The 25103-nt window shown below is 70.9% G+C and carries 24 protein-coding genes; 5 read left to right on the forward strand and 19 right to left on the reverse strand.

Translation table 11 applies throughout. The features are described 5' to 3' along the window. Positions 1-60: 60 nt before the first annotated feature. The 5 genes from A5730_RS11480 to A5730_RS11500 all read right to left on the reverse strand — a co-directional run bounded on the left by A5730_RS11480 (position 61) and on the right by A5730_RS11500 (position 3014). A complete protein-coding gene (locus A5730_RS11480; protein WP_067899867.1) occupies positions 61-459 on the reverse strand; it encodes an antitermination protein NusB in 399 nt (132 codons plus the stop codon). Then, a complete protein-coding gene (gene nusB / locus A5730_RS11485; RefSeq protein ID WP_067899870.1) occupies positions 456-938 on the reverse strand; it encodes a transcription antitermination factor NusB in 483 nt (160 codons plus the stop codon). The genes A5730_RS11480 and nusB overlap by 4 nt, the downstream gene beginning before the upstream one ends. Then, positions 935-1498: an elongation factor P gene (efp, locus tag A5730_RS11490; RefSeq protein ID WP_067899875.1), complete on the reverse strand. Its 564-nt coding sequence runs from the start codon at positions 1496-1498 to the stop codon at positions 935-937. The genes nusB and efp overlap by 4 nt, the downstream gene beginning before the upstream one ends. Positions 1499-1602: 104 nt before the next feature. Next, positions 1603-1860 (reverse strand): hypothetical protein, encoded by a 258-nt coding sequence (locus A5730_RS11495; RefSeq protein WP_082946802.1) that lies wholly within the window; start codon positions 1858-1860, stop codon positions 1603-1605. Between the two features lie 44 nt (positions 1861-1904). Next, the gene (locus tag A5730_RS11500) at positions 1905-3014 is read right to left on the reverse strand and encodes a Xaa-Pro peptidase family protein (RefSeq protein ID WP_055403675.1); all 1110 of its coding nucleotides are present in this window, start codon (positions 3012-3014) and stop codon (positions 1905-1907) included. A 33-nt stretch (positions 3015-3047) separates the two neighbouring features. Between A5730_RS11500 and A5730_RS11505 the strand changes: the two genes are divergently transcribed. Next, positions 3048-3740 (forward strand): B-4DMT family transporter, encoded by a 693-nt coding sequence (locus tag A5730_RS11505; protein ID WP_197506231.1) that lies wholly within the window; start codon positions 3048-3050, stop codon positions 3738-3740. A 7-nt stretch (positions 3741-3747) separates the two neighbouring features. Here A5730_RS11505 and aroQ read toward each other — a convergent pair whose 3' ends face one another. From aroQ to A5730_RS11555, 10 genes are all read right to left on the reverse strand, one after another. After that, entirely contained in the window at positions 3748-4188 is a 441-nt protein-coding gene (gene aroQ, locus A5730_RS11510; protein WP_067899989.1) for a type II 3-dehydroquinate dehydratase, read from the reverse strand. Between the two features lie 8 nt (positions 4189-4196). Beyond that, positions 4197-5288 carry a 3-dehydroquinate synthase gene (aroB, locus tag A5730_RS11515; RefSeq protein WP_067899882.1) on the reverse strand — a complete coding sequence of 364 codons (1092 nt, stop codon included), beginning with the start codon at positions 5286-5288 and terminating at the stop codon, positions 4197-4199. Continuing rightward, positions 5285-5830 (reverse strand): shikimate kinase, encoded by a 546-nt coding sequence (locus tag A5730_RS11520; protein WP_067899884.1) that lies wholly within the window; start codon positions 5828-5830, stop codon positions 5285-5287. The genes aroB and A5730_RS11520 overlap by 4 nt, the downstream gene beginning before the upstream one ends. Beyond that, positions 5830-7035 carry a chorismate synthase gene (gene aroC / locus A5730_RS11525; RefSeq protein WP_067899888.1) on the reverse strand — a complete coding sequence of 402 codons (1206 nt, stop codon included), beginning with the start codon at positions 7033-7035 and terminating at the stop codon, positions 5830-5832. The genes A5730_RS11520 and aroC overlap by 1 nt, the downstream gene beginning before the upstream one ends. 32 nt (positions 7036-7067) lie before the next feature. Then, the gene (locus A5730_RS11530) at positions 7068-7487 is read right to left on the reverse strand and encodes an A24 family peptidase (protein WP_067899892.1); all 420 of its coding nucleotides are present in this window, start codon (positions 7485-7487) and stop codon (positions 7068-7070) included. Positions 7488-7498: 11 nt separating this feature from the next. Next, positions 7499-8305 carry a shikimate dehydrogenase gene (locus tag A5730_RS11535; RefSeq protein WP_156745768.1) on the reverse strand — a complete coding sequence of 269 codons (807 nt, stop codon included), beginning with the start codon at positions 8303-8305 and terminating at the stop codon, positions 7499-7501. After that, the gene (gene mltG / locus A5730_RS11540; protein ID WP_067899894.1) at positions 8283-9524 is read right to left on the reverse strand and encodes an endolytic transglycosylase MltG; all 1242 of its coding nucleotides are present in this window, start codon (positions 9522-9524) and stop codon (positions 8283-8285) included. Before mltG ends, A5730_RS11535 begins: the two co-directional genes overlap by 23 nt. Then, positions 9517-10026 carry a Holliday junction resolvase RuvX gene (gene ruvX, locus A5730_RS11545; RefSeq protein ID WP_067899897.1) on the reverse strand — a complete coding sequence of 170 codons (510 nt, stop codon included), beginning with the start codon at positions 10024-10026 and terminating at the stop codon, positions 9517-9519. The genes mltG and ruvX overlap by 8 nt, the downstream gene beginning before the upstream one ends. Next, positions 10027-12732 carry an alanine--tRNA ligase gene (gene alaS / locus A5730_RS11550; protein ID WP_067899900.1) on the reverse strand — a complete coding sequence of 902 codons (2706 nt, stop codon included), beginning with the start codon at positions 12730-12732 and terminating at the stop codon, positions 10027-10029. Positions 12733-12816: 84 nt separating this feature from the next. Continuing rightward, on the reverse strand, positions 12817-13206 hold the full coding sequence (locus tag A5730_RS11555) for a secondary thiamine-phosphate synthase enzyme YjbQ (RefSeq protein ID WP_197506233.1): 390 nt from the start codon (positions 13204-13206) through the stop codon (positions 12817-12819). 175 nt (positions 13207-13381) lie between these two features. On the opposite strand from A5730_RS11555, the gene A5730_RS11560 reads away from it, so the two are divergent. Further along, positions 13382-14005: a hypothetical protein gene (locus A5730_RS11560; RefSeq protein WP_055404772.1), complete on the forward strand. Its 624-nt coding sequence runs from the start codon at positions 13382-13384 to the stop codon at positions 14003-14005. A gap of 82 nt (positions 14006-14087) precedes the next feature. On the opposite strand, the gene A5730_RS11565 is transcribed toward A5730_RS11560, so the two are convergent. Next, positions 14088-14423 carry a hypothetical protein gene (locus A5730_RS11565; RefSeq protein WP_067899906.1) on the reverse strand — a complete coding sequence of 112 codons (336 nt, stop codon included), beginning with the start codon at positions 14421-14423 and terminating at the stop codon, positions 14088-14090. Beyond that, positions 14420-15772 (reverse strand): replication-associated recombination protein A, encoded by a 1353-nt coding sequence (locus A5730_RS11570; RefSeq protein ID WP_067899910.1) that lies wholly within the window; start codon positions 15770-15772, stop codon positions 14420-14422. Before A5730_RS11570 ends, A5730_RS11565 begins: the two co-directional genes overlap by 4 nt. Positions 15773-15863: 91 nt before the next feature. Between A5730_RS11570 and A5730_RS11575 the strand changes: the two genes are divergently transcribed. From A5730_RS11575 to A5730_RS11585, 3 genes are all read left to right on the forward strand, one after another. Continuing rightward, positions 15864-16844, forward strand: coding sequence for a hypothetical protein (locus A5730_RS11575; RefSeq protein WP_067899913.1), 981 nt, complete (start codon positions 15864-15866; stop codon positions 16842-16844). Between the two features lie 89 nt (positions 16845-16933). Next, positions 16934-20254 carry a DUF2126 domain-containing protein gene (locus tag A5730_RS11580; protein ID WP_067899916.1) on the forward strand — a complete coding sequence of 1107 codons (3321 nt, stop codon included), beginning with the start codon at positions 16934-16936 and terminating at the stop codon, positions 20252-20254. Next, positions 20254-22935, forward strand: coding sequence for a circularly permuted type 2 ATP-grasp protein (locus A5730_RS11585; protein ID WP_067899918.1), 2682 nt, complete (start codon positions 20254-20256; stop codon positions 22933-22935). Before A5730_RS11580 ends, A5730_RS11585 begins: the two co-directional genes overlap by 1 nt. Positions 22936-22974: 39 nt before the next feature. Here A5730_RS11585 and A5730_RS24685 read toward each other — a convergent pair whose 3' ends face one another. Further along, complete coding sequence (locus A5730_RS24685) at positions 22975-24339, reverse strand: HNH endonuclease signature motif containing protein (protein WP_067899921.1); 1365 nt, start codon at positions 24337-24339, stop codon at positions 22975-22977. Positions 24340-24414: 75 nt separating this feature from the next. Continuing rightward, positions 24415-25098 carry a DUF6629 family protein gene (locus A5730_RS24690; RefSeq protein ID WP_067899924.1) on the reverse strand — a complete coding sequence of 228 codons (684 nt, stop codon included), beginning with the start codon at positions 25096-25098 and terminating at the stop codon, positions 24415-24417. Between the last annotated feature and the right edge of the window lie 5 nt (positions 25099-25103).

The following is a 25103-nucleotide window of genomic DNA, read 5'->3' on the forward strand; positions in this document are numbered from 1 at the left end:
GGGCGACTTGTATTCTCACCCCGCCGCACCGCACGCGTCATCGTTTCGCGTGAGGTCCCCTCAGCTGTTCAACTCGTCGTCATCCTCGTCGGCGTCCACGACGCGCCGGTTGCCGCGCGTGGTTTCCACCCAGCGCAGCACCGGAAGCTCCCAGCGGCGGGCCGGCAGCTCGGTCACGTCGGACAGCGACCGCACCACGGATTGCGTCAGGCCCATCAGCGCGGCCATCACCGGCAGCAGCGGTTGCAGCGGCTTGGCGGCCTGCCGCACGGTGCTGATGCGGTTGGCCATGATCACCCGCTCGACGCAGTGGTACAGCCAGGCGCCGACGCCCAACGCGAAGATCGCGAGCACCGACGCGACGATGGCGAGCCCGAACGCGGCGCACACCACGGCGCCCACGACGACCGTCGCGGCCAGAATGGCGGCGACGAGGAGACGCGCCTCCAACCGGGTCACGGCTCGGGGGCTTTGTTGGCGGTCGCGCGCACCGCCGCGGCGGCCGCCCGGATCTGCGGTGTCACCAGCATGACCTGGCCCAAGACGCCGTTGACGAAGGCCGGTGAGTCGTCGGTGGACAGCTCCTTGGCCAGCTGGACGGCCTCGTCCACGGCGACCGGCTCGGGGACGTCGTCGGCGTAGAGCAGCTCCCACACCGCGACGCGCAGGATGGCGCGGTCGACGGCGGGCAGCCGGTCCAGCGTCCAGCCCTGCAGATGCGAGCTGATCAGTTCGTCGATGTGGGCGGCGTGCTCGCCGACCCCCCGCGCCGCCGCGACCGAGTACGGCTGCAGCGGTGCCACATCCGGGTTCGCCGCGGCCAGCGACGCGCGCCCGTCGACGACCTCGGCCGCGCCCAACCCGCGGGCCTCGGCCTCGAACAACAGGTCAACGGCACGCTTGCGGGCCTGATGGCGCCCCCTGACGGGCCTGCTCACGCGTTGACGCGCCCCAAGTAGCTGCCATCGCGCGTGTCCACCTTCAGCTTGTCGCCGGTGTTGATGAACAGCGGTACCTGGATCTCGGCCCCGGTTTCCACGGTGGCGGGCTTGGTGCCGGCGCTGGACCGGTCGCCCTGCAGGCCCGGCTCGGTGTGGGTGACCTCCATCTCGACCGACACCGGCAGTTCGATGTACAGGGGCGCCCCGTTGTGGAACGCCACCTGCACCGGCAGGCCCTCGAGCAGGAAGGGGGCGGCGTCGCCGACCAGCGACTCGGGCAGCGGGTGCTGCTCGTAGTCCTGGCTGTCCATGAACACGAAGTCCGACCCGTCGCGGTACAGGTAGGTGGTGTCGCGCCGGTCGACGGTGGCCGTCTCCACCTTCACGCCGGCGTTGTACGTCTTGTCGACGACCTTGCCGGAGAGCACGTTCTTCAGCTTGGTGCGCACGAAGGCCGGGCCCTTGCCGGGTTTGACGTGCTGGAACTCGACGATCTGCCAGAGCTGGCCGTCGATCACCAACACCAGTCCGTTCTTGAAATCGGCGGTGCTTGCCACGGTTCGGTGTATCTCCTAGGGGAATGGACGGTCGTTCGCCGACCGCCCGCAATTTGTCCGTCAGTCTAGAGCGCGGCGCGACCCGGCCTCGCGCGTCGGGGGACCTAGGACCGGCGGGACGCCGGCCGGTCCGTGCCCTGTTCCGGGCGGCCGCCGGCGGCCTCGCTCGGCGAGGACGGCAGCTGCTTGATCATCGTCAGGAAGGGGACGTTCAGCTTGGCCCCGCCGGCGAAGGGCACCGGGACCGCGAAGTAGACGATCTGGAGCTCCAGCCGCAGCTCCCGCAGGGGCTGGGCGTGCAGTTCCCACCGAAAATCCCGCAGGCGCGCCAGGCCGCGTTCGATTGGCTCCACCCCGTTCACGCACCCGACTGTACCCTCGGCGGCGCGCCGCCGATCGGCGCGGCCTAGCTCAGAACCGCCAGCTCCTTGGGGAACCTGGTCAGCAGCTCGGGTGTCCGTCCGCGCTTCTCGTCGGGCACGACCAGCGTGTCCTCGATGCGGACGCCGCCGCGGCCCGGCAGGTAGACGCCGGGCTCGACGGTCACCACCGAACCCGCCAGCAAGGTGCCGGTGGAGGTGGCGCCGATTCCCGGCGCCTCGTGGATCTGCAACCCCACGCCGTGCCCCAGGCCGTGGCCGAACTGCTCGCCGTAGCCCGCGTCGACGATCAACTGGCGCGCCGCGCCGTCGACGTCGCGCAGGCTCGCACCCGGGGTCAGCGCCTCCCGGCCGGCCCGCTGCGCGTCGGCGACCAGCTGGTAGATCTCCAGCTGCCAGTCGGCGGCCTTGCCGAGCACGAAGGTGCGGGTCATGTCGGAGTGGTAGCCGGCCACCAGCGCGCCGAAGTCGATCTTGACGAAATCGCCCGTGGCCAGCGCCGCGTCGGTGGGCCGGTGGTGCGGGATCGCCGAATTCGGCCCGGCGGCCACGATGGTCTCGAACGAGATCGCGTCGGCGCCGTGGTCGAGCATCAACGCCTCGAGCTCCCGGCTCACCTCGCGTTCGGTTCGCCCGGGCCGCAGCCCGCCGCGCTCCACCAGGTCGGCGAGCGCGGCGTCGGCGGCCTCGCAGGCCAGCCGCAGCAGCGCCACCTCGCCGTCGTCCTTGACCTCACGCAGCGCCTCGACGGTTCCGGCCGCCCGGACCAGCTCGGTGGCGGCCTTGCGCTCGCCCAGTTCGCCGGTCAGGACGTCGAAGGCGTCGACGGTCACCACGTTGCTTTCGAAGCCCAGCCTGCCCACGCCCGCCTCGGCGGCCCGGCCGACCAGATGGCGCCCGAGGGCGCGTTCGATGGCGATCTCGAGGCCGGGCGCCTGCTCCGCCGCCTGGGTGCGGTACCGGCCGTCGGTGGCCAGCACGGGGCCGCGATCGTCGGCGAACACCAGCAACGCGCCGTTCGAGCCGGTGAAACCGCAGAGGTAGCGCACGTTGTTCAGGTCGCTGACCAGCATCGCGTCCAGTCCACTGGCACTGATTTGCGCTTTCAGGTTGTCCCGGCGCTGAGAATGTGTCACGACCCTTGACGGTACTCGCTACGCTGATTGCCCATGAGGAGCTGGATGGTGCGCGGATTGGTCTATGCCGCCGTGATGATCGTCGTCCGTTTGGTGCAGGGGGCGCTCATCAACGCGTGGCAGACGCAGGCAGGACTCTTCAGCGTGGTGCTGCTGCTGTTGTTCATCATCGCCGTGGCCGTGTGGGGGGTGTTCGACGGCCGGGCCGACGCGATCGCCAACCCGGACCCCGACCGCCGCGGGGACCTGGCGATGACCTGGTTGCTGGCCGGGCTGGTGGCGGGCGTCCTGTCCGGCGCCGTCTGCTGGCTCATCGCGCTGGTGTACAACGGGCTCTACACCGGTGGGCTGATCAACGAGGTGACCACGTTCGCCGCGTTCACCGCGCTGTGCGTGTTCCTGCCCGGGATCATCGGCGTGACCATCGGCCGCTGGCGGGTGGACCGCAATCCCCCGCCCCGGCGGCAGGGAACCGACGAGGAGCGCGCCGACACCGACGTCTTCTCCGCGGTGCGCGGTGACGACGCGCCGACCGGGGAGATCCCCGCGGCGGGTGCGCAGCACGAGGAGCGGACCGCAGCGGTCGCCACGGCCGAGCGGGAACAGGCCACGGACAAGGTGTCGACCGCCGAAGCCGAATCGCCCACCGAGACGATCCCCAAGAGCGAGGACGACCCCAAGACCGAGGTGATCCGTAAGCCGGGCACCGAGGCCGGCAAGGACTAGCGCGGGACTACTTCGGGGCGGCTTCCGCCAGGTAGCGCAGGGCGAGCATATAGCCCTGGACACCCAGCCCGACGATCACCCCGGTCGCCACCGGGCTGAGGTATGAGTGGCGGCGAAACTCTTCGCGGGCATGCACATTGGAGATGTGCACCTCGATCAGGGGCGCGCGCAACTCGGCGCACGCGTCGCGCAGCGCCACCGAGGTGTGGGTCAGGCCGCCGGCGTTGAGGATCACCGGCTCGCCCGCGTCGGCGGCCGAATGGATCCAGTCCAGCAGCTGGGCCTCGTCGTCGCTTTGGCGCACAACGGCTTTCAGGCCCAGCGCGGTGGCCTCCCGCTCGATGAGCGCGGCCAGCTGGTCGTGCGTGGTGTCGCCGTAGACGTCGGGCTCGCGGCGGCCCAGCCGGCCCAGGTTGGGGCCATTAATGACTTGCACGTTGACTTGCATGGCCACGGTCATCGGGCCCCCTCTTCGCCGGACACTCCCGCGTACGCGGCCGCCAGCAGCGCCGGGTCGGGGCCGGCCAGCCGTCCCGGCTTGGCCAGCCCGTCGAGGACCACGAACCGCAGCACGCCGGCCCGCGACTTCTTGTCCTGCGCCATGTATTCCAGCAGCTGCGGCAGCGCGTCGGCGTCGTAGCTGACGGGCAGGCCGAGCGCCGACAGCACGGTGCGATGGCGCCGCGCGGTCGCGTCGTCGAGCCTGCCGGCGAGCCGGCCCAGCTCCGCGGCGAACACCAGGCCGACCGACACCGCGGCGCCGTGGCGCCACTCGTAGCGCTCCCTGCGCTCGATCGCGTGCGCCAAAGTGTGGCCGTAGTTGAGGATTTCGCGCAGCTCCGACTCCTTCTCGTCGGCGGCGACGACGTGTGCCTTGACGGCGATCGAGCGCCGGACCAGTTCCGGCAGCACGTCCCCCGCGGGGTCGACGGCGGCGTCGGGGTCGGCCTCGATGAGATCGAGGATCACCGGGTCGGCGATGAATCCGGCCTTGACCACCTCGGCCATGCCGGCGACGAGTTCGTTGTGCGGCAACGTTTCCAGGGTCGCCAGGTCGACCAGCACTGCCAGCGGTTGGTGGAACGCGCCGACCAGGTTCTTGCCCGCGTCGGTGTTGATGCCCGTCTTGCCGCCGACGGCCGCGTCGACCATCCCGAGCAACGTGGTGGGGACGTGGACGATGTCGACGCCGCGCAGCCAGGTGGCCGCCGCGAATCCGGCCACGTCGGTGGCCGCGCCGCCGCCGAGGCTGACCACCGCGTCTTTGCGGTCAATCCCGATGCGGCCCAACACTTCCCAGAGGAACCCGACGACGGGCAGGTCCTTGCCGGCTTCGGCGTCCGGGATTTCGATGCGGTGGGCGTCAACACCCTTGTCCGCCAGGCGGCTTCGAATCGCCTCGGCGGTGTGCGCCAGGGCCGGTTGGTGCACGACGGCCACCCGGTGCCGGTCGCAAAGCAGTTCGACGAGCTGGTCGCCCAGGTCGGTGCCGATGACCACCGGGTACGGCGGGTCGACGGCCACCTGCACGGTGACCGGCGCGCTCATGTGGCGGCCTCCGCGTGCGCGTTCTCCGGCGTCTGCAGCCGGGACACGATGTAGCGCACCACCGCCCCGGGATTGCGGCGGTTGGTGTCCACCCGGATCGTCGACACCCGCCGGTACAGCGGGGCCCGCTTGGCCATCAGCGCCTTGTATTTCGAGTATTTCTCGGCGTCGTCCGCCGCGGCGAGCAGCGGGCGCACCGTGTTGCCGCCGGTGCGGCGCACGCCTTCGTTGGCGCTGATCTCCAGGTAGATGACCGTGTGCCCGGCCAGCGCCTCGCACACCCCCGGGCTGGTGACGGCGCCGCCGCCCAGCGACAAAACGCCGTCGTGGTCGGCCAACGCGGCACGCACCGTGTTCTCCTCGATGCGGCGGAACTCCTGCTCCCCGTCGGTGGCGAAGATGTCGGCGATGCTGCGCTGAGTCTGCTGTTCGATGGCGGTGTCCGTGTCGAGGAATCCGACGCCGAGCGCCTTGGCCAGGCGCCGCCCGATGGTGGATTTGCCCGACCCCGGCAACCCGACGAGTACCGCCCTGGGTGCCATCAGGCGGTACCCCGGGCGGCCGGCGCTTCGCGGTCGGCGACCGCGCGCTGGTACGCCTCGATGTTGCGGCGGGTCTCGGTGAGCGAATCGCCGCCGAACTTCTCCAGGGCCGCCCGGGCCAGCACCAGCGCCACCATCGCCTCGACCACGACGCCGGCGGCCGGCACCGCGCACACGTCCGAGCGCTGGTGGATGGCGACGGCCTCGTCGCCGGTCGCCAGGTCGACGGTGGCCAGCGCCCGCGGCACCGTGGAGATGGGTTTCATCGCGGCGCGCACCCGCAGCGGCTGGCCGTTGGTCATGCCGCCCTCGAGCCCGCCGGCGCGGTTGGTCGAACGGACCACGCCGTCGGGTCCGGGATACATCTCGTCGTGGGCGCGGCTGCCGCGGCGGCGCGCCGTCTCGAAGCCGTCGCCGATCTCCACGCCCTTGATGGCCTGGATGCCCATCACCGCGGCGGCGAGCTGGCTGTCGAGCCGGTTGTCGCCGCTGGTGAAGGAGCCCAGCCCGACCGGCAGGCCCAGCGCCACCACCTCGACGACGCCGCCGAGGGTGTCGCCGTCCTTCTTGGCGGCCTCGATCTCGGCGATCATCGCCTCCTCGGCGGCCTTGTCGAACGCGCGTACCGGGCTGTCGTCGATCGCGGCCAGGTCCTCCGGCCGCGGCGGCGGGCCGTCGTAGGGCGCCGACGGCCCGATCGCGACGACATGAGAGAGCACGTCGACGCCCAGGGCCTGGCGCAGGAACGACCGGGCGACCGTGCCCACCGCCACGCGGGCGGCGGTCTCGCGCGCGCTGGCCCGCTCCAGAACCGGGCGGGCGTCGTCGAAGCCGTACTTGAGCATGCCGGCGTAGTCGGCGTGGCCGGGCCGCGGCCGCGTGAGCGGTTCGTTGCGCGCGACGTTGGCCAGCTCCGCCGGGTCGACCGGGTCGGTGGCCATCACGGTTTCCCACTTGGGCCACTCGGTGTTGCCGATCTCGATGGCGATGGGGCCGCCCAGCGTGACGCCGTGGCGCACCCCGGACAGCACGGTCACCGCGTCGCGCTCGAACTTCATCCGCGCGCCGCGGCCGTAACCGAGCCGGCGGCGGGCCAATTGGTCGGCGATGTCGGTGGAGTTGACCTCCACGCCGGCGACCATGCCCTCGAGCATGGCCACCAACGCGCGGCCATGCGACTCCCCGGCGGTGATCCAACGCAACACCCGGACATTCTCCCATGGGGTCCGGCGCGGGCTTAAATCCCGAGAACCAGGCCGATCGCGCCGGCGGTGGCCACGCACATCGACGGGCCGTGCGGCACCGCCCGCGCACCGCACAGCGCGGCGAGCAGCGCCGTCAGCAGCGGCGCGGCCAGCGCGGCCAAAAACCACGCCCCCACCCCGAAACAGCCCGCCAGCGCGCCCAGCCCGATCGCCAGCTTGACGTCGCCGCCGCCCATCCCCGCCGGGGCGATGCAGTGCACCAACAGGTAGACCGCGGTCAGCGCCGCCGCCCCGGCGAGCGCGGGCCCGCCGCGCCCGCTCGCCGCGGCCGCCAGCAGGATCGCGCCGGCCCCGGGCAGCGTCAGCAGGTTGGGCAGCCGGCGTTCGCGGACGTCGTAGCCGCTCAACGCCGCCAGCCAGGCGAGCACTGCCACGGCCGCTCCAAGCCGCATGCCGCGAAACGCTAACGCAGGGCGGCGGCCATGGCCTCTCGCGGCGCCGGCAGCCCTGTGAACAACTCGACTTGGGTGAAGGCCTGGTGCAGCAGCATCTGCAGGCCGCCGATCACCCGGCCGCCGGCCGCGGCGACCGCGGCGGCCAGCGGCGTGGGCCAGGGGTCGTAGACGGCGTCGAGCAGCACCGGGATGGGCGCGAAGGTGTCCGCGTAGCGCGCCGCGACGTCCGCGGGGATGGTGCTGACCAGCACCTGTGCCCCGCGCACCGCACCGGCCAGCTCGTCGCTGTCCAGGGCCACGAACCGCGTCGGCAGCCCGGCGCCCGAGCCGAGCTGCACCAGCCGGGCCGCCTTGTCCGGGTCGCGCGCGACGACGGCGATATCGCTGACGCCCAGTTGGGCCAGCCCGAGGATGGCCGCCGGCGCGGTGCCGCCCGATCCACAGACCAGCGCGCGTCCCGAGGCCGACCCGAGCGCCCCGCTCACCCCGTCGATGTCGGTGTTGTCGGCCCGCCACCCCGAGGGCGTGCGGACCAGGGTGTTGGCCGACCCCACCCGATCGGCGCGCTCGGTGCGCTCGTCGGCGAACCGCAGCGCGGCGAACTTGCCCGGCATGGTCACCGACACCCCGACCCACTCGGGCCCGAACCCGCCGACCAGGCCGGGCAGTTGCTCGGCGTCGCATTCGATGCGCTCGTAGGTCCAGCCGTCCAGGCCCAGCGCCCGGTAGGCCGCCAGATGCAGTTGCGGGGATTTCGAGTGGGCGATCGGCTTGCCGAGGACGGCCGCCCTTCTAGCGCGTGCTGTCGAGGACACCGTTGCGCTTAGCCAGCTCGATGTTGGCCAGATGCTGCTGATAATCCTTGGTGAACAGCGTCGTCCCCTGGGCGTCGATGGTGACGAAGTACAGCCAGTCACCGGGCTCGGGGTGCTCGGCGGCGCGCAGCGCGTCGACGCCGGGCGAACAGATCGCCGTCGCGGGCAGACCCTGCGACACGTAGGTGTTCCAGGGCGTCTTCTGGGCCCGGTCGGCGTCGGTGGTGGCCACCTCCCGGCGGTCCAGCGGGTAGTTGACCGTCGAGTCGAATTCCAGCGTGTGGTGCGCGTGCAGGCGGTTGTAGATGACCTGGGCCACCTTCGCGAAGTCCTGCGACTTGGATTCCCGCTCCACCAGCGAGGCCACCACCAGGATGTCGTAGGGCGACAGACCCATGGCCTGGGCGGTGTCCACCAGCCCGGACTTCACGTACTCGACCGCGCCGGCGCTGATCAGGCCGGACAGGATCGTCTCGGCCGGCGCGGAGGGGTCGACGTTGAAGGTTCCAGGCGCGATCAGCCCCTCGATCCGGCGGTGGTCCTTGCCCAGCTCGGTGAACGGTTCGACGGCCCAGGGCGGGACGGCCAGTGCGGCGGGCGTGCCGTTGGTGGCCGCCGCCCGCAGCTCCTCCACCGCGACGCAGTGCTGATCCCCGTCGAGGGTCACGCAGGTGGCGCGGGAGATCAGCGTGAGGATCCCCGGGGTCACCACGTTGGTCTTCATGTCGGTGGTGTCGTCGAGCTGGCGGCCCTCCGGAATGACCAGCCGGCCCACGCGGCTGTTCGGGTCGGCCAGCCGCGCGACGGCATCGGCCGCCGGGATCTCGGTGCGCATGCGGTAGAAGCCGGGCTGGATCGAGGAGATCTTGCTGTTGCCGTGCGCGGCGTTGACGAATGCGCGGACGGTCTTGATCACCTGTTCGTGCTGCAGCGTCTCCCCCACCATCGTGGTCGAGTCGCCGTCCTTGATCTGAATCACGATGTCGCGCTTGCCGTTTCCGGTGTAGTCATCGCCGGCCCCGAAGACCGTGTGCCACAGCTTGGCCCCGACGAAGACCCCGACCAGCACGACGACGGCGACGATCGCGAGCACGATCTTGCCGGCGAACCGCCGCCGGCGACGGCCCCGCTCGGACTGATTCCGCGCCACGCGACTGCGCTTTCGCGATGGGCCGACGGCCTCGGGCTCGGCGCGTTCCCGCCGTGCGCTGTCAACCATCGGCCGGCTCCCGCGCGGTCAGGGTGGCGCGGCGTTGGTCGAGCCAGCTCTGCAGGATGGCGACCGCGGCCGCCTGGTCGATCACCGCCCGCTGTTCCCGGGCGCGGACGCCCGCGGCGCGCAGCGATCGCTGCGCGCTGACCGTGGTCAGGCGCTCGTCGGCCAGCCGCACCGGCGTGGGGGCGATCCGCTGGGAGAGCTCGTCGGCCAACCCGATCGCGTCGATCGCCGACGGCCCGGTCCGGTCGGCCAGCGTCCGCGGCAACCCGACGACCACCTCGACCGCCCCGAGCTCGGCGACCAGCTCGGCCAGCCGCCGCACGTGTTTGCCGGAGCGGTCACGGCGCACGGTCTCGACCGGGGTCGCCAGGATGCCGTCGGGGTCGCTGCAGGCGACGCCGATGCGCACGCTGCCGACGTCGATGCCGAGCCGTCGCCCCCGCCCCGGATCCTGATCGGGGTCGCCGGGCCGGTCGGGCGCGCGATGCTGGGTGGGGACCACTCAACCGACCCGCGCTATCTGGGAGCGGATCGCCTCGAGCGCCGCGTCGATGCGGCTCGGATCCTTGCCGGAACCCTGCGCCAGGTCGGGCTTGCCGCCGCCGCGACCGTCGACCGTCGCAGCCAGCTGCTTGATCAGGTCGTTGGCGCGGATTCCGAGGTCTTGGGCGGCCGGGTTCGCGGCGACCGCGTACGGCACGCTGCCGCCCTCGCCCTCCGCGATCAGCGCCACCACGGCGGGTTCGCTACCCAACTTGCCGCGGATGTCGCCGACCAGGGAACGCAGGTCACCGGCCGTCATCCCCGCCGACATGCGTTGCGCCACCACACGGACGTTACCGATCCGCTCCGCGCCGGCCGCGGCGTTGGTCGCGGCGGCCCGCGCGCCGGCCAGGCGCACGCGTTCGAGTTCCTTCTCGGCGGCCTTGAGCCGCTCCACCAGGCCGGCCACCCGGGCCGGCACCTCTTCGGACGGCACCTTCAGCGACGACGCCAGCCCGGCCATCAGCGCGCGCTCCTTGGCCAGGTGGCGGAACGAGTCCAGCCCGACGTAGGCCTCGACCCGGCGGACCCCCGACCCGACCGACGATTCGCCCAGGATGGTCACCGGCCCGATCTGGGCCGAGTTGTGCACGTGCGTTCCCCCGCAGAGCTCCAGCGAGAACGGCCCGCCGATCTCCACCACCCGCACCCGGTCGGGGTAGGCCTCGCCGAACATCGCCATCGCGCCCATCGCCTTGGCCTTCTCCAGCTGCTCGGTGAACGTGTGCACCTCGAAGTCGGCCTGGACGGCCTGATTGGTGACCTCCTCGACTTGGGTGCGCTGCTCGTCGGACAGCGCGCCCTGCCAGTTGAAGTCGAAACGCAGGTAGCCGGGCCGGTTCAACGATCCCGCCTGAACGGCGTTGGGCCCCAGGACCTGTCGCAGCGCGGCGTGCACCATGTGGGTGCCCGAGTGCCCCTGGGTGGCGCCGCGGCGCCACTGAGGGTCGACGGCCGCCACGACGGTGTCGCCCTCCACGAATTCCCCGGATTCGACGTTGACCCGGTGCACCCACAGGGTTTTGGCGATCTTCTGCACGTCGGTGACCGCCGCGCGGGCGCTCTCGCCGGTCCCGGTCCCGCTGATCGTGCCCTCGTCGGCGATCTGCCCGCCGGACTCGGCGTAGAGCGGGGTGCGGTCCAGGACCAGCTCGACCTGTTGGGCCCCGGCCCCTTCCGTTTGCGACCCGTGGGCGACCACCGGCACCCGCTTGCCGTCGACGAAGATGCCGAGAATCCTTGCCTCGGAGGATAATTCGTCAAAGCCGGTGAATTCGGTGGGACCGGCGTCGACCAGTTCCCGGTAGGCGCTCAGGTCGGCGTGCGCGTGCTTGCGGGCCGCGGCGTCCGCCTTGGCGCGACGGCGTTGTTCGGCCATCAATTCCCGAAAGCCGATCTCGTCCACCTGCAGGCCGGCCTCGGCGGCCATCTCCAGGGTCAGCTCGATCGGGAAGCCGTACGTGTCGTGCAGCGTGAAGGCGTCAGAGCCCGAAATCGATTTCGCCCCAGCGGCTTTGGTGGTTCCCGCCACCTCGTCGAACAGCTTGGATCCGGCCACCAGCGTGCGGTTGAACGCGGTCTCCTCGGCGACGGCGATGCGCCTGATCCGGTCGAAGTCGTCGACCAGTTCCGGATACGACGGCCCCATCGCGTCGCGCACCGTGCTCATCAGGTCGCCGACGATGGGGCCCTCGATGTCGAGCAGCTTGGCCGACCGGATCACCCGGCGCAGCAAGCGGCGCAACACGTATCCACGCCCGTCGTTGCCGGGGGTGACGCCGTCACCGATCAGGATCGCAGCGGTGCGGCTGTGGTCGGCGATCACGCGGTAGCGCACGTCGTCTTCGTGGTTGCCGACGTCGTAGGGACGGGGCGCCCGGCTGGCCGCGGTGTCGATGACGGGCCGCAGCAGGTCGGTCTCGTAGACGTTGTGCACGCCCTGCAGGATGAACGCGACCCGCTCGACGCCCATGCCGGTGTCAATGTTCTTGCGGGGCAACGGCCCCAGGATCTCGAAGTCGGTTTTACCGGTGCCCTCGCCGCGTTCGTTCTGCATGAACACGAGGTTCCAGATCTCGATGTAGCGGTCCTCGTTGGCCACCGGGCCGCCGCCGACCCCGAACTCCTCCCCGCGGTCGTAGTAGATCTCCGACGACGGGCCACACGGCCCGGGGATCCCCATGGACCAGTAGTTGTCCTCCATGCCGCGGCGCTGGATCCGCTCGGCCGGCAGCCCGGCGATCTCCTGCCACAGCTGCACGGCCTCGTCGTCGTCGAAATAGACCGTCGTCCAGATTCTTTCGGGATCCAGCCCGTAGCCGCCCTCGGACACGGGGTTGGTCAGCAGGGTCCACGCCAGCTCGATCGCCCGGCGCTTGAAGTAATCGCCGAACGAGAAGTTGCCCGCCATCTGGAAGAAGGTGTTGTGCCGGGTGGTGATGCCCACCTCGTCGATGTCCGGCGTGCGGATGCACTTTTGGATGCTGGTGGCCGTCGGGTACGGCGGCGTGCGCGCGCCCAGGAAGTAGGGCACGAACTGGACCATGCCGGCGTTGACGAACAGCAGATTGGGGTCGTCGAGGATCACCGAGGCGCTCGGCACCTCGGTGTGGCCCGCCTTCACGAAATGATCAAGAAACCTCTTCCTGATCTCGTGTGTTTGCACTGTTGAGTCCGCTTCTTCCTGTCGCGTGTTGGCGTAAAGGTCCGTTCCAGCCTATTCGCTCCGAGTAGCCGGGCTATCGGGCCGCTAGCCCTCCACGAAGCTCAGCCGCACCGAGCGCTGCGGGTTGTCCCGGTTCAGATCGACCAGCACGATGCTTTGCCAGGTGCCCAGCATCGGCTCGCCGCCGGAGACCGGCACCGTCACCGACGGGGCGATCAGCGCCGGCATCACATGGTCGGCGCCGTGGCCCGGGGAGCCGTGCGCGTGCCGGTACCGGTCGTCGCGCGGCAGCAGCCGTTCCAGCGTTTCGATCAGGTCGTCGTCGGAGCCCGCGCCGGTCTCGATGATGGCGACGCCCGCCGTCGCGTGCGGGACGAACACGTTGCACAGGCCGTCGCCCCGCGACCAGCAGAAGCCCCGCACCGCCTCGGTCAGATCGACGATGCGGCGGCGCGAAGTGTCCACGTCCAGCACATCGGTATGCATTCCGACCAGCCTACGGCGCGCCCGCGGGGCCTGCTCAAGGCCGGCCAATCGTTTGTGAGCGCCGCCACATCAAGGCATTGCGGCGCGCACCGCGCAGGAGGAAGGTAACTGGTGAGACCGGTGGCGCCACCGGGGCGCTGCCCTCGACAGAGGGGGGTCGGCCGTGTACGCACGCTCTACCACCATTCAGGCGCAACCCTTGTCGGTGGACATCGGAATCGCGCACATGCGCGATGTCGTGATGCCGGCCCTCACCGAGATCGACGGGTGCGTCGGGCTATCCCTGTTGGTCGACCGGCAGTCCGGAACCTGCATCGCCACCAGCTCGTGGGACGGCATCGAGGCCATGCGGGCCAGCGCCGAACGGGTCGCCCCGATTCGTGACCGGGCCGCGCTGATGTTCGACGGCAGCGCCCGCGTCGAGGAGTGGGACATCGCTTTGCTGCACCGCGACCACCCGTCCCGTCAGGGGGCGTGCGTGCGGGCCACCTGGCTCAAGGTGGTGCCGGATCAGCTCAACCGGTCGCTGGACTTCTACCGCTCCTCGGTGCTGCCCGAGCTCGAGGAGCTCGACGGGTTCTGCAGCGCCAGCCTGCTGGTCGACCACCCCGCCTGCCGGCGGGCGGTGGCCTGCTCCACGTTCGACTCGATGGACGCGATGGCCCGCAACAGCGACCGGGCGAGCGAGTTGCGCAGCAGGCGCGTCCGGGAGCTGGGCGCCGAGGTGATCGACGTCGCCGAGTTCGAGCTGGCGATCGCCCACCTGCGGGTGCCCGAGCTGGTCTAGGGGCCGCGGCTTTCCGCGCCGAGTGTGCGGCCAGCCGCACAGCGGGCGTCGAGCGTGCGGCCAGCCGCACACTCGATGCGCTTTACGGCAGCGCGTCGCCAGGGAATCCGCGGCAGGGGTGCACCTGGTAGGTGAAGACGCCCGCGGCGACGCCGGGGTCGTCGGCCATGATCGCGGCGGTGTCGTCGACCGTGGCGGCGAACACCCCGATGCCGCATACGTCGGACTCGTCGGCGACGGGCAGCACCACCGCCAGGATGCCGTCGTCGCGTAGCCCGAAGTTGCGCCGCCCGTGTTCCCAGATGAGCCCCGGCGACGACTCGTCGCCGAATCGGGGGCCGCGCTTGAGGATGACGACGCTGTACTCCTTGGTGGTGGCCAGCAGCCGGCCCATCTCCTCGTCGGTGAAGGTCTTCATTGCCGTCCTCGCTTCCCGCGGATGATCGCGCGCAGCCGTTCCAGCCGCCCGGCCAGCTCCCGCTCGGCGCCGCGGCCGGTCGGCCGATAGTAGTCGGTGCCCACCAGCTCGTCGGGTGGATATTGTTGTGCCGCAACGCCATCCGGCTGGTCATGGGAATACCGGTAGCCCTGCGCGTGGCCCAGCGCCGCCGCGCCGGAATAGTGCCCGTCGCGCAGGTGGGGTGGCACCAGGCCCGCCTTGCCCGCCTTGATGTCGTCCATGGCCGCGGCCAGCGCGGTGGTGACGGAGTTCGACTTGGGCGCGGTGGCCAAATGGATGGTCGCGTGCGCGAGCGTCAGCTGTGCCTCGGGCATGCCGATCAGCGCCACCGTCTGCGCGGCCGCCACCGCGACCTGCAGCGCGCTCGGATCGGCCATGCCGATGTCCTCGCTGGCCAGGATCATCAGCCGGCGCGCGACGAACCGCGGGTCCTCCCCCGCGACGAGCATGCGGGCCAGGTAGTGCAGCGCCGCGTCGACGTCGGAGCCGCGCACCGACTTGATGAAGGCGCTGATGACGTCGTAGTGCTGGTCGCCGTCGCGGTCGTAGCGCACCGCGGCCTTGTCCAGCGACTGCTCGATGGTCTCGACGCCGACGGAATCGGTGGCTTCCGAGGCGACCTCCAGCGCGGTCAGCGCCCGCCGGGCGTCGCCGGCGGCCAGCCGCACCAGCAGCTCGACGGCGTCCGGCGTCACCGCGACCCGGCCGCCCAGGCCGCGCGGATCGTCGATCGCGCGCTGCACCACCGTGCGGATGTCGTCGGCGCCCAGCGGCCGCAGTTGCAGGATCAGCGACCGGGACAGCAGGGGCGCCACCACCGAGAACGACGGGTTCTCGGTGGTCGCCGCCACCAGCAGCACCACCCGGTTCTCCACGGCCGACAGCAGGGCGTCCTGCTGGGTCTTGGAGAAGCGGTGCACCTCGTCGATGAACAGCACGGTCTGCTCGCCGATGAGGAGCGCCTTCCGCGCGTTTTCGATGACCGCGCGCACGTCCTTGACCCCGGCCGACAGCGCCGACAGCGCCTCGAACCGGCGGCCGGTCGCCTGCGAGATCAGCGCGGCCAGCGTGGTCTTGCCGCTGCCGGGCGGGCCGTAGAGGATGGCCGACGCCACGCCCGAGCCCTCGACCAGGCGGCGCAGCGGCGATCCGGGCGCCAGCAGGTGATCCTGCCCGACCACCTCGTCCAGCGAGGCCGGGCGCATGCGCACCGCCAGCGGCGCGCCGGCCGACACGCCCAGCCCGTGGTCGCTCGCCGGCGCCGCGCCGGGCAGGTCAAAAAGACCGTCGGACACGGCTTCAGGCATACCACGAAAACGAATCCGGGCGCCGCCCCGACATCTTTGCTAAGTTCCCGTGTGCGCGTGCCCACAGGTTGAGTCAACAGCTAGGACGGACATGAGCCAGCCTCCCGAATACCCAGGCACCCCGCCCGATCCCCACGGGAGCGAGCAGAATCCCCCGGGCTATCCACCGCCCCCCGGCTACGGCGCCCCGCCGTCCGGCTATGGCACACCGCCGTCCGGTTACGGCGCAACGCCACCGCAGGCGCCGGGCTACGGCCCCCCTTCCGGCTACGGCGCACCGCCGCCGCCGCCCCCGGGCTACGGCGGCTACCCCCAGCCGGGCTACGGGTCACCGACGACGCCCGCCTTCAGCATCGGTGACGCCTTCGGTTGGGCCTGGAACACCTTCACCAAGAACGCCCTGACGCTGATCGTGCCGGCGCTGGTCTATGGCCTGCTGTTCGCGGCGGCCTCCGCGGTGAGCTTCGTGGGCCAGAACATGTCGCCGGACACCACGACCAGCGATAACTACGGCTTCTATTTCACGACGAACCTCACCGGGCCCGGGCTGGGCGTCTTCATCCTCGGCACCCTGCTGACTTACCTCGTGACGGCCTTCGCGCAAGCCGGCTTCCTGTCCGGCTGCCTGGACATCGCCGACGGACGCCCGGTGACCATCGGCTCGTTCTTCAAGCCGCGCAACCTGGGCATGGCTTTTCTGGCCGCGCTGATCGTGGGCGTGCTCACCTCGATCGGCTACTCGCTCTGCTTCGTGCCGGGCCTGGTGCTGAGCCTTTTCGTGCAGTTCACCATCCTGTACGTCGTCGATCGCTCCGAGTCGGCCATCGGCGGCTTCACGTCCAGCTTCTCGCTCGTCGGATCGAACTTCGCGAACGCGCTGCTGGTGTGGCTGGTGGTGCTGGCCCTGACCATCGCCGGCTTCGTCACGTGCGGCCTCGGCCTGCTGGTGGCCGCTCCGCTCGACGGCCTGATCCTGACCTACGCCTACCGCAAGCTGACGGGCGGCCAGGTCGTCTCGCCGCAGCAGCCCGGGTACCAACCGGGCCCGCCGCCGGGGCCGCAGCCGGCATAAGCGCCGGTCAGCGTCCGAAGTTACAGCACGGTAAGCGCTGGCTGCGGTGCGCTGCGGCCTTGTGCCGCTTGTGATGAGATCACCTTGTTATGAGCATCAAAGTCGCGCTGGAGCACCGCACCAGCTACACCTTTGACCGGGCGGTCCGGGTGTATCCGCACGTCGTGCGGCTGCGCCCGGCGCCCCATTGCCGCACGCCGCTCGAGGCGTACTCGCTGCGCATCGAGCCCGACGAGCACTTCATCAACTGGCAACAGGACGCCGTCGGCAATTTCCTTGCGCGCCTGGTGTTTCCGAATCCGACGCGGCGGCTGACCATCACGGTCGGCTTGATCGCCGACCTCAAGGTGATCAACCCGTTCGACTTCTTCATCGAGGACTGGGCCGAGACGTGGCCCGCCGGCGGGCTGACCTACCCCAAGGAGCTGGCCGCCGACCTCGAGCCCTACCTGCGGCCGATCGACGAAGAGGGCGACGGGTCGGGCCCGGGCAAGCTCACGCGGGCGTGGGTGGAGAACTTCTCGGTGGGCGAGGGCACGCGCACCATCGACCTGCTTGTCGCCCTCAACCACGCCGTCAACGCCGACGTCGCCTACAGCGTGCGGATGGAGCCCGGCGTCCAGACGCCGGACCACACGCTGCGCACCGGGGTCGGCTCGTGCCGCGATTCGGCGTGGTTGTTGGTGTCGATCCTGCGCCAGCTGGGGCTGGCCGCGCGCTTCGTGTCCGGGTATCTGGTGCAGTTGGCCTCCGACGTGGAGGCGCTCGACGGGCCGTCGGGGCCCGCCGCCGACTTCACCGACCTGCACGCCTGGACCGAGGTGTACATCCCCGGCGCGGGGTGGATCGGGCTGGACCCGACCTCGGGTCTGTTCGCCGGCGAGGGCCACATCCCGTTGGCGGCCACCCCACACCCGGCGTCCGCGGCGCCGATCAGCGGCGGCACCGAACCGTGCGAATCGGTGCTGGAGTTCTCCAACACCGTCACCCGCATCCACGAGGACCCCCGCGTCACGCTGCCCTACACCGACGCCGCCTGGGAAACGATCTGTGAGGTCGGGCGGCGCGTCGACGAGCGGCTGGCCGCCGCCGACGTGCGGCTGACCATAGGCGGTGAGCCGACCTTCGTCTCCGTCGACAACCAGGTCGCCGAGGAGTGGACCACGGCGGCCGACGGACCGCACAAGCGCCAGCGCGCCTCCGACCTGGCGGCGCGCCTGAAACAGGAGTGGGCTCCCAACGGGTTGATCCAGCGCGGGCAGGGCCGCTGGTATCCGGGAGAACCGTTGCCGCGCTGGCAGATTGCGTTGTACTGGCGCACCGACGGGCGACCGCTGTGGACCGACGACGCGCTGCTGGCCGACCCCTGGGGCGACCGGCCGGCCCCCGTCGACGAGGAGGCGGCGTATCAGGTGCTCGCCGGGGTCGCCGACGGTCTGGGGCTGCCCCTCACCCAGGTGCGGGCCGCCTACGAGGACCCGCTGCACCGGCTGGCGGACAAGGTGCGCCAGCCCGAGGGTGAGCCGGTGCATCCGGCCGACGATCTCGACCGCGACTCCCCCGGCGAGCGCGCCGCCCTGCTGGCACGGCTCGACGAATCCGTCACGGCCCCCGCGGCTTTCGTGTTGCCGCTGCACCGCCGCGACGACGGCATGGGCTGGGCCAGCGCCGACTGGCGGCTGCGCCGCGGTCGAATCGTGTTGCTGCACGGCGATTCTCCGGCCGGGCTGCGGCTGCCGCTGGATTCCATCAGCTGGCGGCCGCCGCGGCCGACGTTCGACGCCGATCCCCAGACCGCCGGGGACGCGTTGTCGACGGAGTCGGACGCGGCGGTGGTGGAGGACTCCGACTCTGCGCCGCCCACCGCGATGGTCGCCGAGGTTCGCGACGGGCTGCTCTACATTTTCATGCCGCCCAGCGAGGCGCTGGATCACTTCGTCGATCTCATCGCCCGTGTCGAGGCGGCCGCGGCCAAGGCCGACTGCCCGGTGGTGATCGAGGGCTACGAACCTCCGCCGGACCCGCGGCTGCGTTCGACGACGATCACCCCCGACCCCGGCGTCATCGAGGTCAACGTCGCGCCCAGCGCCAGCTTCGCCGAGCAGCGCCAGCAGCTCGAAACCCTTTACGAGCAGGCGCGATTGGCGCGGCTTTCCACCGAGTCCTTCGACGTCGACGGCACCCACGGCGGCACGGGTGGCGGCAACCACATCACCCTGGGCGGCGTCACGCCCGCGGACTCGCCGCTGCTGCGGCGGCCGGACCTGTTGGTCTCGCTGCTGACGTACTGGCAGCGGCACCCGTCGCTGTCGTATCTGTTCGCCGGCCGGTTCGTCGGCACCACCTCGCAGGCCCCCCGGGTCGACGAGGGCCGCGCCGAGGCGCTCTACGAACTCGAGATCGCGTTCGCCGAGATCGCCCGGCTGGCCGGGCCTTTCGGCGGCAACGCCCCCCGGCCCTGGATGATCGACCGGGCGCTGCGCCACCTGCTGACCGACATCACCGGCAACACCCACCGCGCCGAGTTCTGCATCGACAAGCTGTACAGCCCCGACAGCCCCCGCGGCCGGCTCGGCCTGCTGGAGTTGCGCGGGTTCGAGATGCCGCCGCACCTGCGCATGGCGATGGTGCAGTCGCTGCTGGTGCGCTCGTTGGTGGCGTGGTTCTGGGACGAGCCGCTGCGCGCCCCGCTGATCCGGCACGGCGCCAACTTGCATGGCCGATACCTGTTGCCGCACTTCCTCATTCACGACATCGCCGACGTCGCCGCCGACCTGCGCGCGCACGGCATCGCGTTCGAGACCAGCTGGCTGGATCCCTTCACCGAATTCCGCTTCCCGCGCATCGGCACCGCGGTGTTCGACGGCGTGGAGATCGAGCTGCGCGGGGCGATCGAGCCGTGGAACACCCTGGGCGAGGAGGCCACCGCCACCGGCACCGCCCGCTACGTCGACTCGTCGGTCGAGCGCATCCAGATCCGCATCATCGGCGCCGACCGGCACCGCTACGTGGTGACGGTCAACGGCTACCCGGTGCCGCTGCTGGCGACCGACAACCCCGATATCCACGTGGGCGGGGTGCGGTTCAAGGCCTGGCAGCCGCCGAGCGCGCTGCACCCGACGATCAGCACCGACGTGCCGCTGCAGTTCGAGCTCGTCGACCTGACGACGGGCACCTCGCGCGGCGGGTGCACCTATCACGTCGCGCATCCCGGCGGGCGGGCCTACGACGAGCCGCCCGTCAACGCGGTCGAGGCCGAGGCGCGCCGCGCCCGCCGCTTCGAGGCCACCGGCTTCACCCCCGGCAAGCTCGACCTGTCCGACATCCGGGAAAAACAGGCGCGCATCTTCACCGACATCGGCGCGCCGGGCATCCTCGACCTGCGTCGCGTGCGTACCGTTTCGCGGTAATGGCGTTTGCGGACATGACATTCGGCACCGGCGCACCCGCGGCGGCCGCTGGTGGCCGTCACGAAGACCGCTACGAGGACCGTTACGACGCCGACCGCCTCCTGGCCGGCTACCGGGCCGCGCGCGCCCAGGAGGCGCTCTTCGATCTTCGGCACGGGCCGGCCGCAGGTTACGACGAATTCGTCGACCAGGACGGCAACGTGCGGCCGGCCTGGGCCGAGCTGGCCGACACCATCGCCGAACGCGGCCGGCCGGGGCTGGACCGGCTGCGCTCGGTGGTCCGCAGCTTGATCGACAGCGACGGCATCACCTACACCGACGTCGAACCCGGCGGGCACGGGCTCGAGCCGCGGCCGTGGATCCTGGACACCCTGCCGATCGTGCTGTCCGCCGCCGAATGGGAGGCGCTGGAGGCCGGGCTGGTGCAGCGGTCGCGGCTGCTCGACGCCGTGCTCGCCGACCTGTACGGGCCGCGCAGCCTGCTCACACAGGGTGTCCTGCGGCCGGAGCTGCTCTTCGCCCATCCCGGTTACGTGCGCGCCGCCAACGGCATCGAAGTGCCCGGGCATCACCAGCTTTTCCTGCACGCCTGCGACGTCAGCCGGCTGCCCGACGGCACCTTTCGGGTGAACGCCGACTGGACGCAGGCGCCGTCGGGCGCCGGTTACGCGTTGGCCGACCGGCGCGTGGTCGCGCACTCGATTCCGGACCTGTACGAGAGGATCGCCCCGCGCCCTACGACGCCGTTCGCCCAGGCGTTGCGCCTGGCGCTGATCGACGCCGCGCCCGACGACGCGCAGGATCCGGTGGTGGTGGTGCTCAGCCCGGGCATCTTCTCCGAAACCGCCTTCGATCAGGCGTATCTGGCCACGCTGCTGGGCTTCCCGTTGGTGGAGAGCGCGGACCTGGTGGTGCGCGACGGCAAGATGTGGATGCGCTCGCTGGGCACGTTGAAACGGGTGGACGTGGTGCTGCGCCGGGTGGACGCCGACTACACCGACCCGCTGGATCTGCGCGCCGACTCCCGGCTCGGGGTGGCCGGTCTGGTGGAGGCGTCGCGCCGCGGGACCGTGACCGTGGTCAACACGCTGGGCAGTGGAATCCTGGAAAACCCTGGGCTGCTGCGGTTCCTGCCGCAGCTGTCCGAGCATCTGCTCGCCGAGGCCCCGCTGCTGCAGACGGCGCCGGTCTACTGGGGCGGCATCGACGCCGAACGCTCGCACCTGCTGGCGAACCTGTCATCGCTGCTGGTGAAGTCGACCGTCGGCGGGAAAACCCTTGTCGGGCCCACCCTTTCGTCCTATGAGTTGGCGCAGTTGGCCGGGCGCATCGAGAAGATGCCCTGGCAGTGGATCGGTCAGGAGCTGCCGCAGTTCTCGTCGGCGCCCACCGACCACGCCGGGGTGCTGTCGTCGGCCGGCGTCGGCATCCGGTTGTTCAACGTGGCCCAGCGCAGCGGGTACGCCCCGATGATCGGCGGCGTCGGCTACGTGCTGGCGCCCGGGCCGGCCGCGTATACGCTGGAAACCGTTGCGGCGAAGGATGTTTGGGTGCGTCCGACCGAGCGCGCGCGGGCCGAGGCCGTGAGCCTGCCAGCGCCGCCTGCCCCGGCGAAGACGGCCGCGGGAACCTGGGGCGTCAGCTCGCCGCGCGTGCTGTCCGACCTGTTCTGGATCGGCCGGTACGGCGAGCGCGCGGAGAACATGGCGCGGCTGCTGTTGGTCGCCCGGGACAGGTTCCACGTCTACCGGCACCAGCAGCACACCGAGGAAAGCGAGTGCGTCCCGGTGCTGTTGGCCGCACTGGGCCGGATCACCGGGACCGACACCGCCGCCGACGGCAGTCCCGTTGATGGGGCGGAGATGATCGCCGTCGCCCCTTCGACGTTGTGGTCTTTGACGGTGGATCCGGACCGGTCCGGGTCCCTGGTGCAGTCGGTGGAGGGCTTGGCGCTCGCGGCCAGGGCGGTGCGCGACCAGATGTCCAACGACACCTGGATGGTGCTGGCCGGGGTGGAGCGCGCGCTGGCCCAGCGGCGCGAGCCGCCGGACTCGCTGGCCGAGGCCGACGCGCTGCTGGCATCGGCCCAGGTGCAGACGCTGTCCGGGATGCTGACCCTGGCCGGGGTGGCCGGCGAGTCGATGGTTCGCGACGTGGGCTGGACGATGATGGACATCGGCAAGCGCATCGAACGTGGGCTCTGGTTGACCGCGCTGCTGCGGGAAACGCTGATCGCGGTCCGGCGCGCGGCCGCCGAACAGACGATCATCGAGGCGACGCTGGTGGCATGCGAGTCCTCGGTCATCTACCGGCGCCGCACCGTGGGCAAGGTCAGCGTCGCCGCGGTGACCGAGCTGATGCTGTTCGACGCGCAGAACCCGCGGTCGTTGCTGTATCAGGTGGAGCGACTGCGGGCCAACCTCAAGGACCTGCCCGGCGCGTCGGGTTCGTCGCGCCCGGAGCGACTGGTCGACGAGATCGGCACCCTGCTGCGCCGCTCGCATCCCGGCGAACTGGAGGCCGTCAGTGCCGACGGGCTGCGCGCCGAGCTGTCCGATCTGCTCGGTTCGGTGCACGCACAGTTGCGCGAACTGGCCGACGTCATCACCACCACGCAGCTGGCCCTGCCGGCGGTACAGCCGCTGTGGGGGCCGGACGTTCGCCGGGTGATGCCGGCCTAGCGTCAAGCGGCTTCGTCGTCCTCCCGGTTCGGCGGCGCGTCAAACGGGGTCATCGTCATCTCCGTCGCGCAGGAATCTCTCGGGGTGGTGAAAACTGTTGGTTCGGGGTTGGCCGCGGTCCAGGTGTGCCGGGGGTAGCCATTCGGTTTCGCCTCGGGCGTTGGTCCTTGTGGTCCAGCCTTTTTCGGCGAGTCGGTTGTCCGGGCCGCAGGCCAGGGTCAGGTCGTCGACGTCGGTGCGGTGGGTGGCGGTCCAGCCGCGGACGTGGTGGACCTGGCTGTGGTAGGCCGGCGCATCACATCCCGGCCGCGTGCAGCCACGATCCTTGGCGTACAACATGATTCGCTGCGCCGGCGAGGCGAAGCGTTTGGTGTGGTGCAGCGTTAGCGACCGGCCCTTGTCGAAGATCGCCAGGTAATGGTGGGCGTGGCCGGCCCAGCGGATCACATCGGCCATCGGCACCAGGGTGCCGCCGGCGGTCAAGGCCTTACCGGCGGCGGCCTCGAGGTCCTGCAAGGTGGTGGTCACCACGATCGACACCGGCAGCCCGTTGTGCTGACCCAGATTGCCCGACGCCAACAACCCGCGCAGGCCGGCCACGAACGCGTCATGGTTGCGTTGGGCGGTGCTGCGGGTGTCACGGCGCACCGCCTCCTCATCGGGAGTCGCATCGACCACCGGGGTCTCGTCGTCGGGGTTGCACGCCCCGGGGGCCGCCAGCTTGGCCAGCATCGCCTCGATGGCGGCCCGCAACTCCGGGGTGAGCAGGCCGCTGAGGCGCGACATGCCGTCGAAGTCCTGCTTGCCCAACGTGATTCCGCGCTTGCGGGCCCGCTCGGCGTCGCTGAATTCCCCGTCGGGGTGCAGCCAGTCCATCACCCGCCGGGCGTATTTGGCCAACTCGTCGGGCCGATACCCGGCGGCCTTGGCGGCCAGGTCGGCTTCGGCGGCCTGGCGGGTCAACGCGTCGACCTCGGCCGGCAGCTGGGCCAGGAAGCCGCGGATCACGTTGACGTGGCCGTCGCCGATCAGTCCCGCGCGCTGGCCGGCCGCGGTCGCGCTCAATTTCGGCGGCAACGGCTCGCCGGTCAGCGCCCGGCGCTGCCCGAGTTCGCGGGCTTCCCCGATGCGCCGGGCGGCCTCGGCCTTGGTGATGCGCAACCGGTCGGCCAGCCCCGTCGGCAGCGAGCCGCCCAGCTCCTCGGCACTGCCCTGCGCGTCGAGCTGGTTGATCAGCGCGTGCTGGGGCGTGCGCAGCTGGCGGGCCACGCTTTCCACCCGCTCCAAGACGCGCAACCGCTCCGGCGTGGTGAGCACGTCAAACGACAACTCGCACAAGCGGTCCGCATCGTCGCCGAGCGCGTCGATGACCTCGACGATCTCCTCACGACTGCTCGCACCCATACCCACACACTAGGAACACCCACCGACAAAAATGCCCGCCCTGTGACTCTTGGAACTAAAGTGACACAAGGGATTTCAAGAGCGAACGGGCACCGGCCGGTCCGGGCCGACACCCCGGTACCGGTGCGGATCGGGCATCCGGCGCCGGCGCACCATGTGCACCAGCACCAGCACCGACATCACGGCGGCGTAGATGCACCACACCGACGCGAACGCCTCGAAATAGAACATAGCGACGAGCACCAGCCCCACCAGGTTCGCCAAACCGAACACCACGATGGAGCGATAGCCCGACATCAGGGCCGGCCCGATGACGGCGAGGATGTAGAGCACCGCCCACAGATAACTGTCGCGGGAGGCGGTCTGGTATTCCAGCACGTGCGGGCACCTCGTCACCCCGACCGGTTTGGCCAGGACGACGACGGCCAGGTAGGCCGACACCACCGCGCCGAGCACCGCGAAGGGCGCCACCCGTAACCGCGCCCCGCGCGGCTCGAGCATCAGGATCGCCACGGGCACCAGCAGTGGAAGCACCGGCAGCGCGATGAACACGTAGGCGTGCATGGCGAAGTTCGCGAACCCGGCCGAGACAACGCGATTGGGCCACACCGCCGCCTCGAGGAACTGGTGGACCGAGAACACCGCCGGCAGCGAAGCGAAAGGCACCTCACGCCAGTGCTTCACCTCGCGCAGGCTCGCCACCGCAACCGGCACGAGGGCGGTGCCCACCACCAGATCGGCGGTGATGGAAAAGCACATCGCCC

This window comes from Mycobacterium sp. ACS4054, from assembly GCF_001667275.1.
Taxonomy (GTDB): Bacteria; Actinomycetota; Actinomycetes; order Mycobacteriales; family Mycobacteriaceae; genus Mycobacterium.

Bases quoted from the DNA above. Each gene is read 5' to 3' on its own strand.
- A5730_RS11505 (WP_197506231.1), top strand. From the start codon at position 3,048: ATGAGGAGCTGGATGGTGCGCGGATTGGTCTATGCCGCCGTGATGATC.
- A5730_RS11520 (WP_067899884.1), bottom strand. From the start codon at position 5,830: ATGGCACCCAGGGCGGTACTCGTCGGGTTGCCGGGGTCGGGCAAATCC.
- A5730_RS24685 (WP_067899921.1), bottom strand. From the start codon at position 24,339: ATGGGTGCGAGCAGTCGTGAGGAGATCGTCGAGGTCATCGACGCGCTC.
- A5730_RS11530 (WP_067899892.1), bottom strand. From the start codon at position 7,487: ATGCGGCTTGGAGCGGCCGTGGCAGTGCTCGCCTGGCTGGCGGCGTTG.
- aroB (WP_067899882.1), bottom strand. From the start codon at position 5,288: ATGAGCGCGCCGGTCACCGTGCAGGTGGCCGTCGACCCGCCGTACCCG.
- A5730_RS24690 (WP_067899924.1), bottom strand. From the start codon at position 25,098: ATGTGCTTTTCCATCACCGCCGATCTGGTGGTGGGCACCGCCCTCGTG.
- A5730_RS11585 (WP_067899918.1), top strand. From the start codon at position 20,254: ATGGCGTTTGCGGACATGACATTCGGCACCGGCGCACCCGCGGCGGCC.
- A5730_RS11570 (WP_067899910.1), bottom strand. From the start codon at position 15,772: ATGCCTGAAGCCGTGTCCGACGGTCTTTTTGACCTGCCCGGCGCGGCG.
- mltG (WP_067899894.1), bottom strand. From the start codon at position 9,524: ATGGTTGACAGCGCACGGCGGGAACGCGCCGAGCCCGAGGCCGTCGGC.
- aroQ (WP_067899989.1), bottom strand. From the start codon at position 4,188: ATGCAAGTCAACGTGCAAGTCATTAATGGCCCCAACCTGGGCCGGCTG.
- A5730_RS11565 (WP_067899906.1), bottom strand. From the start codon at position 14,423: ATGAAGACCTTCACCGACGAGGAGATGGGCCGGCTGCTGGCCACCACC.
- A5730_RS11580 (WP_067899916.1), top strand. From the start codon at position 16,934: ATGAGCATCAAAGTCGCGCTGGAGCACCGCACCAGCTACACCTTTGAC.
- A5730_RS11575 (WP_067899913.1), top strand. From the start codon at position 15,864: ATGAGCCAGCCTCCCGAATACCCAGGCACCCCGCCCGATCCCCACGGG.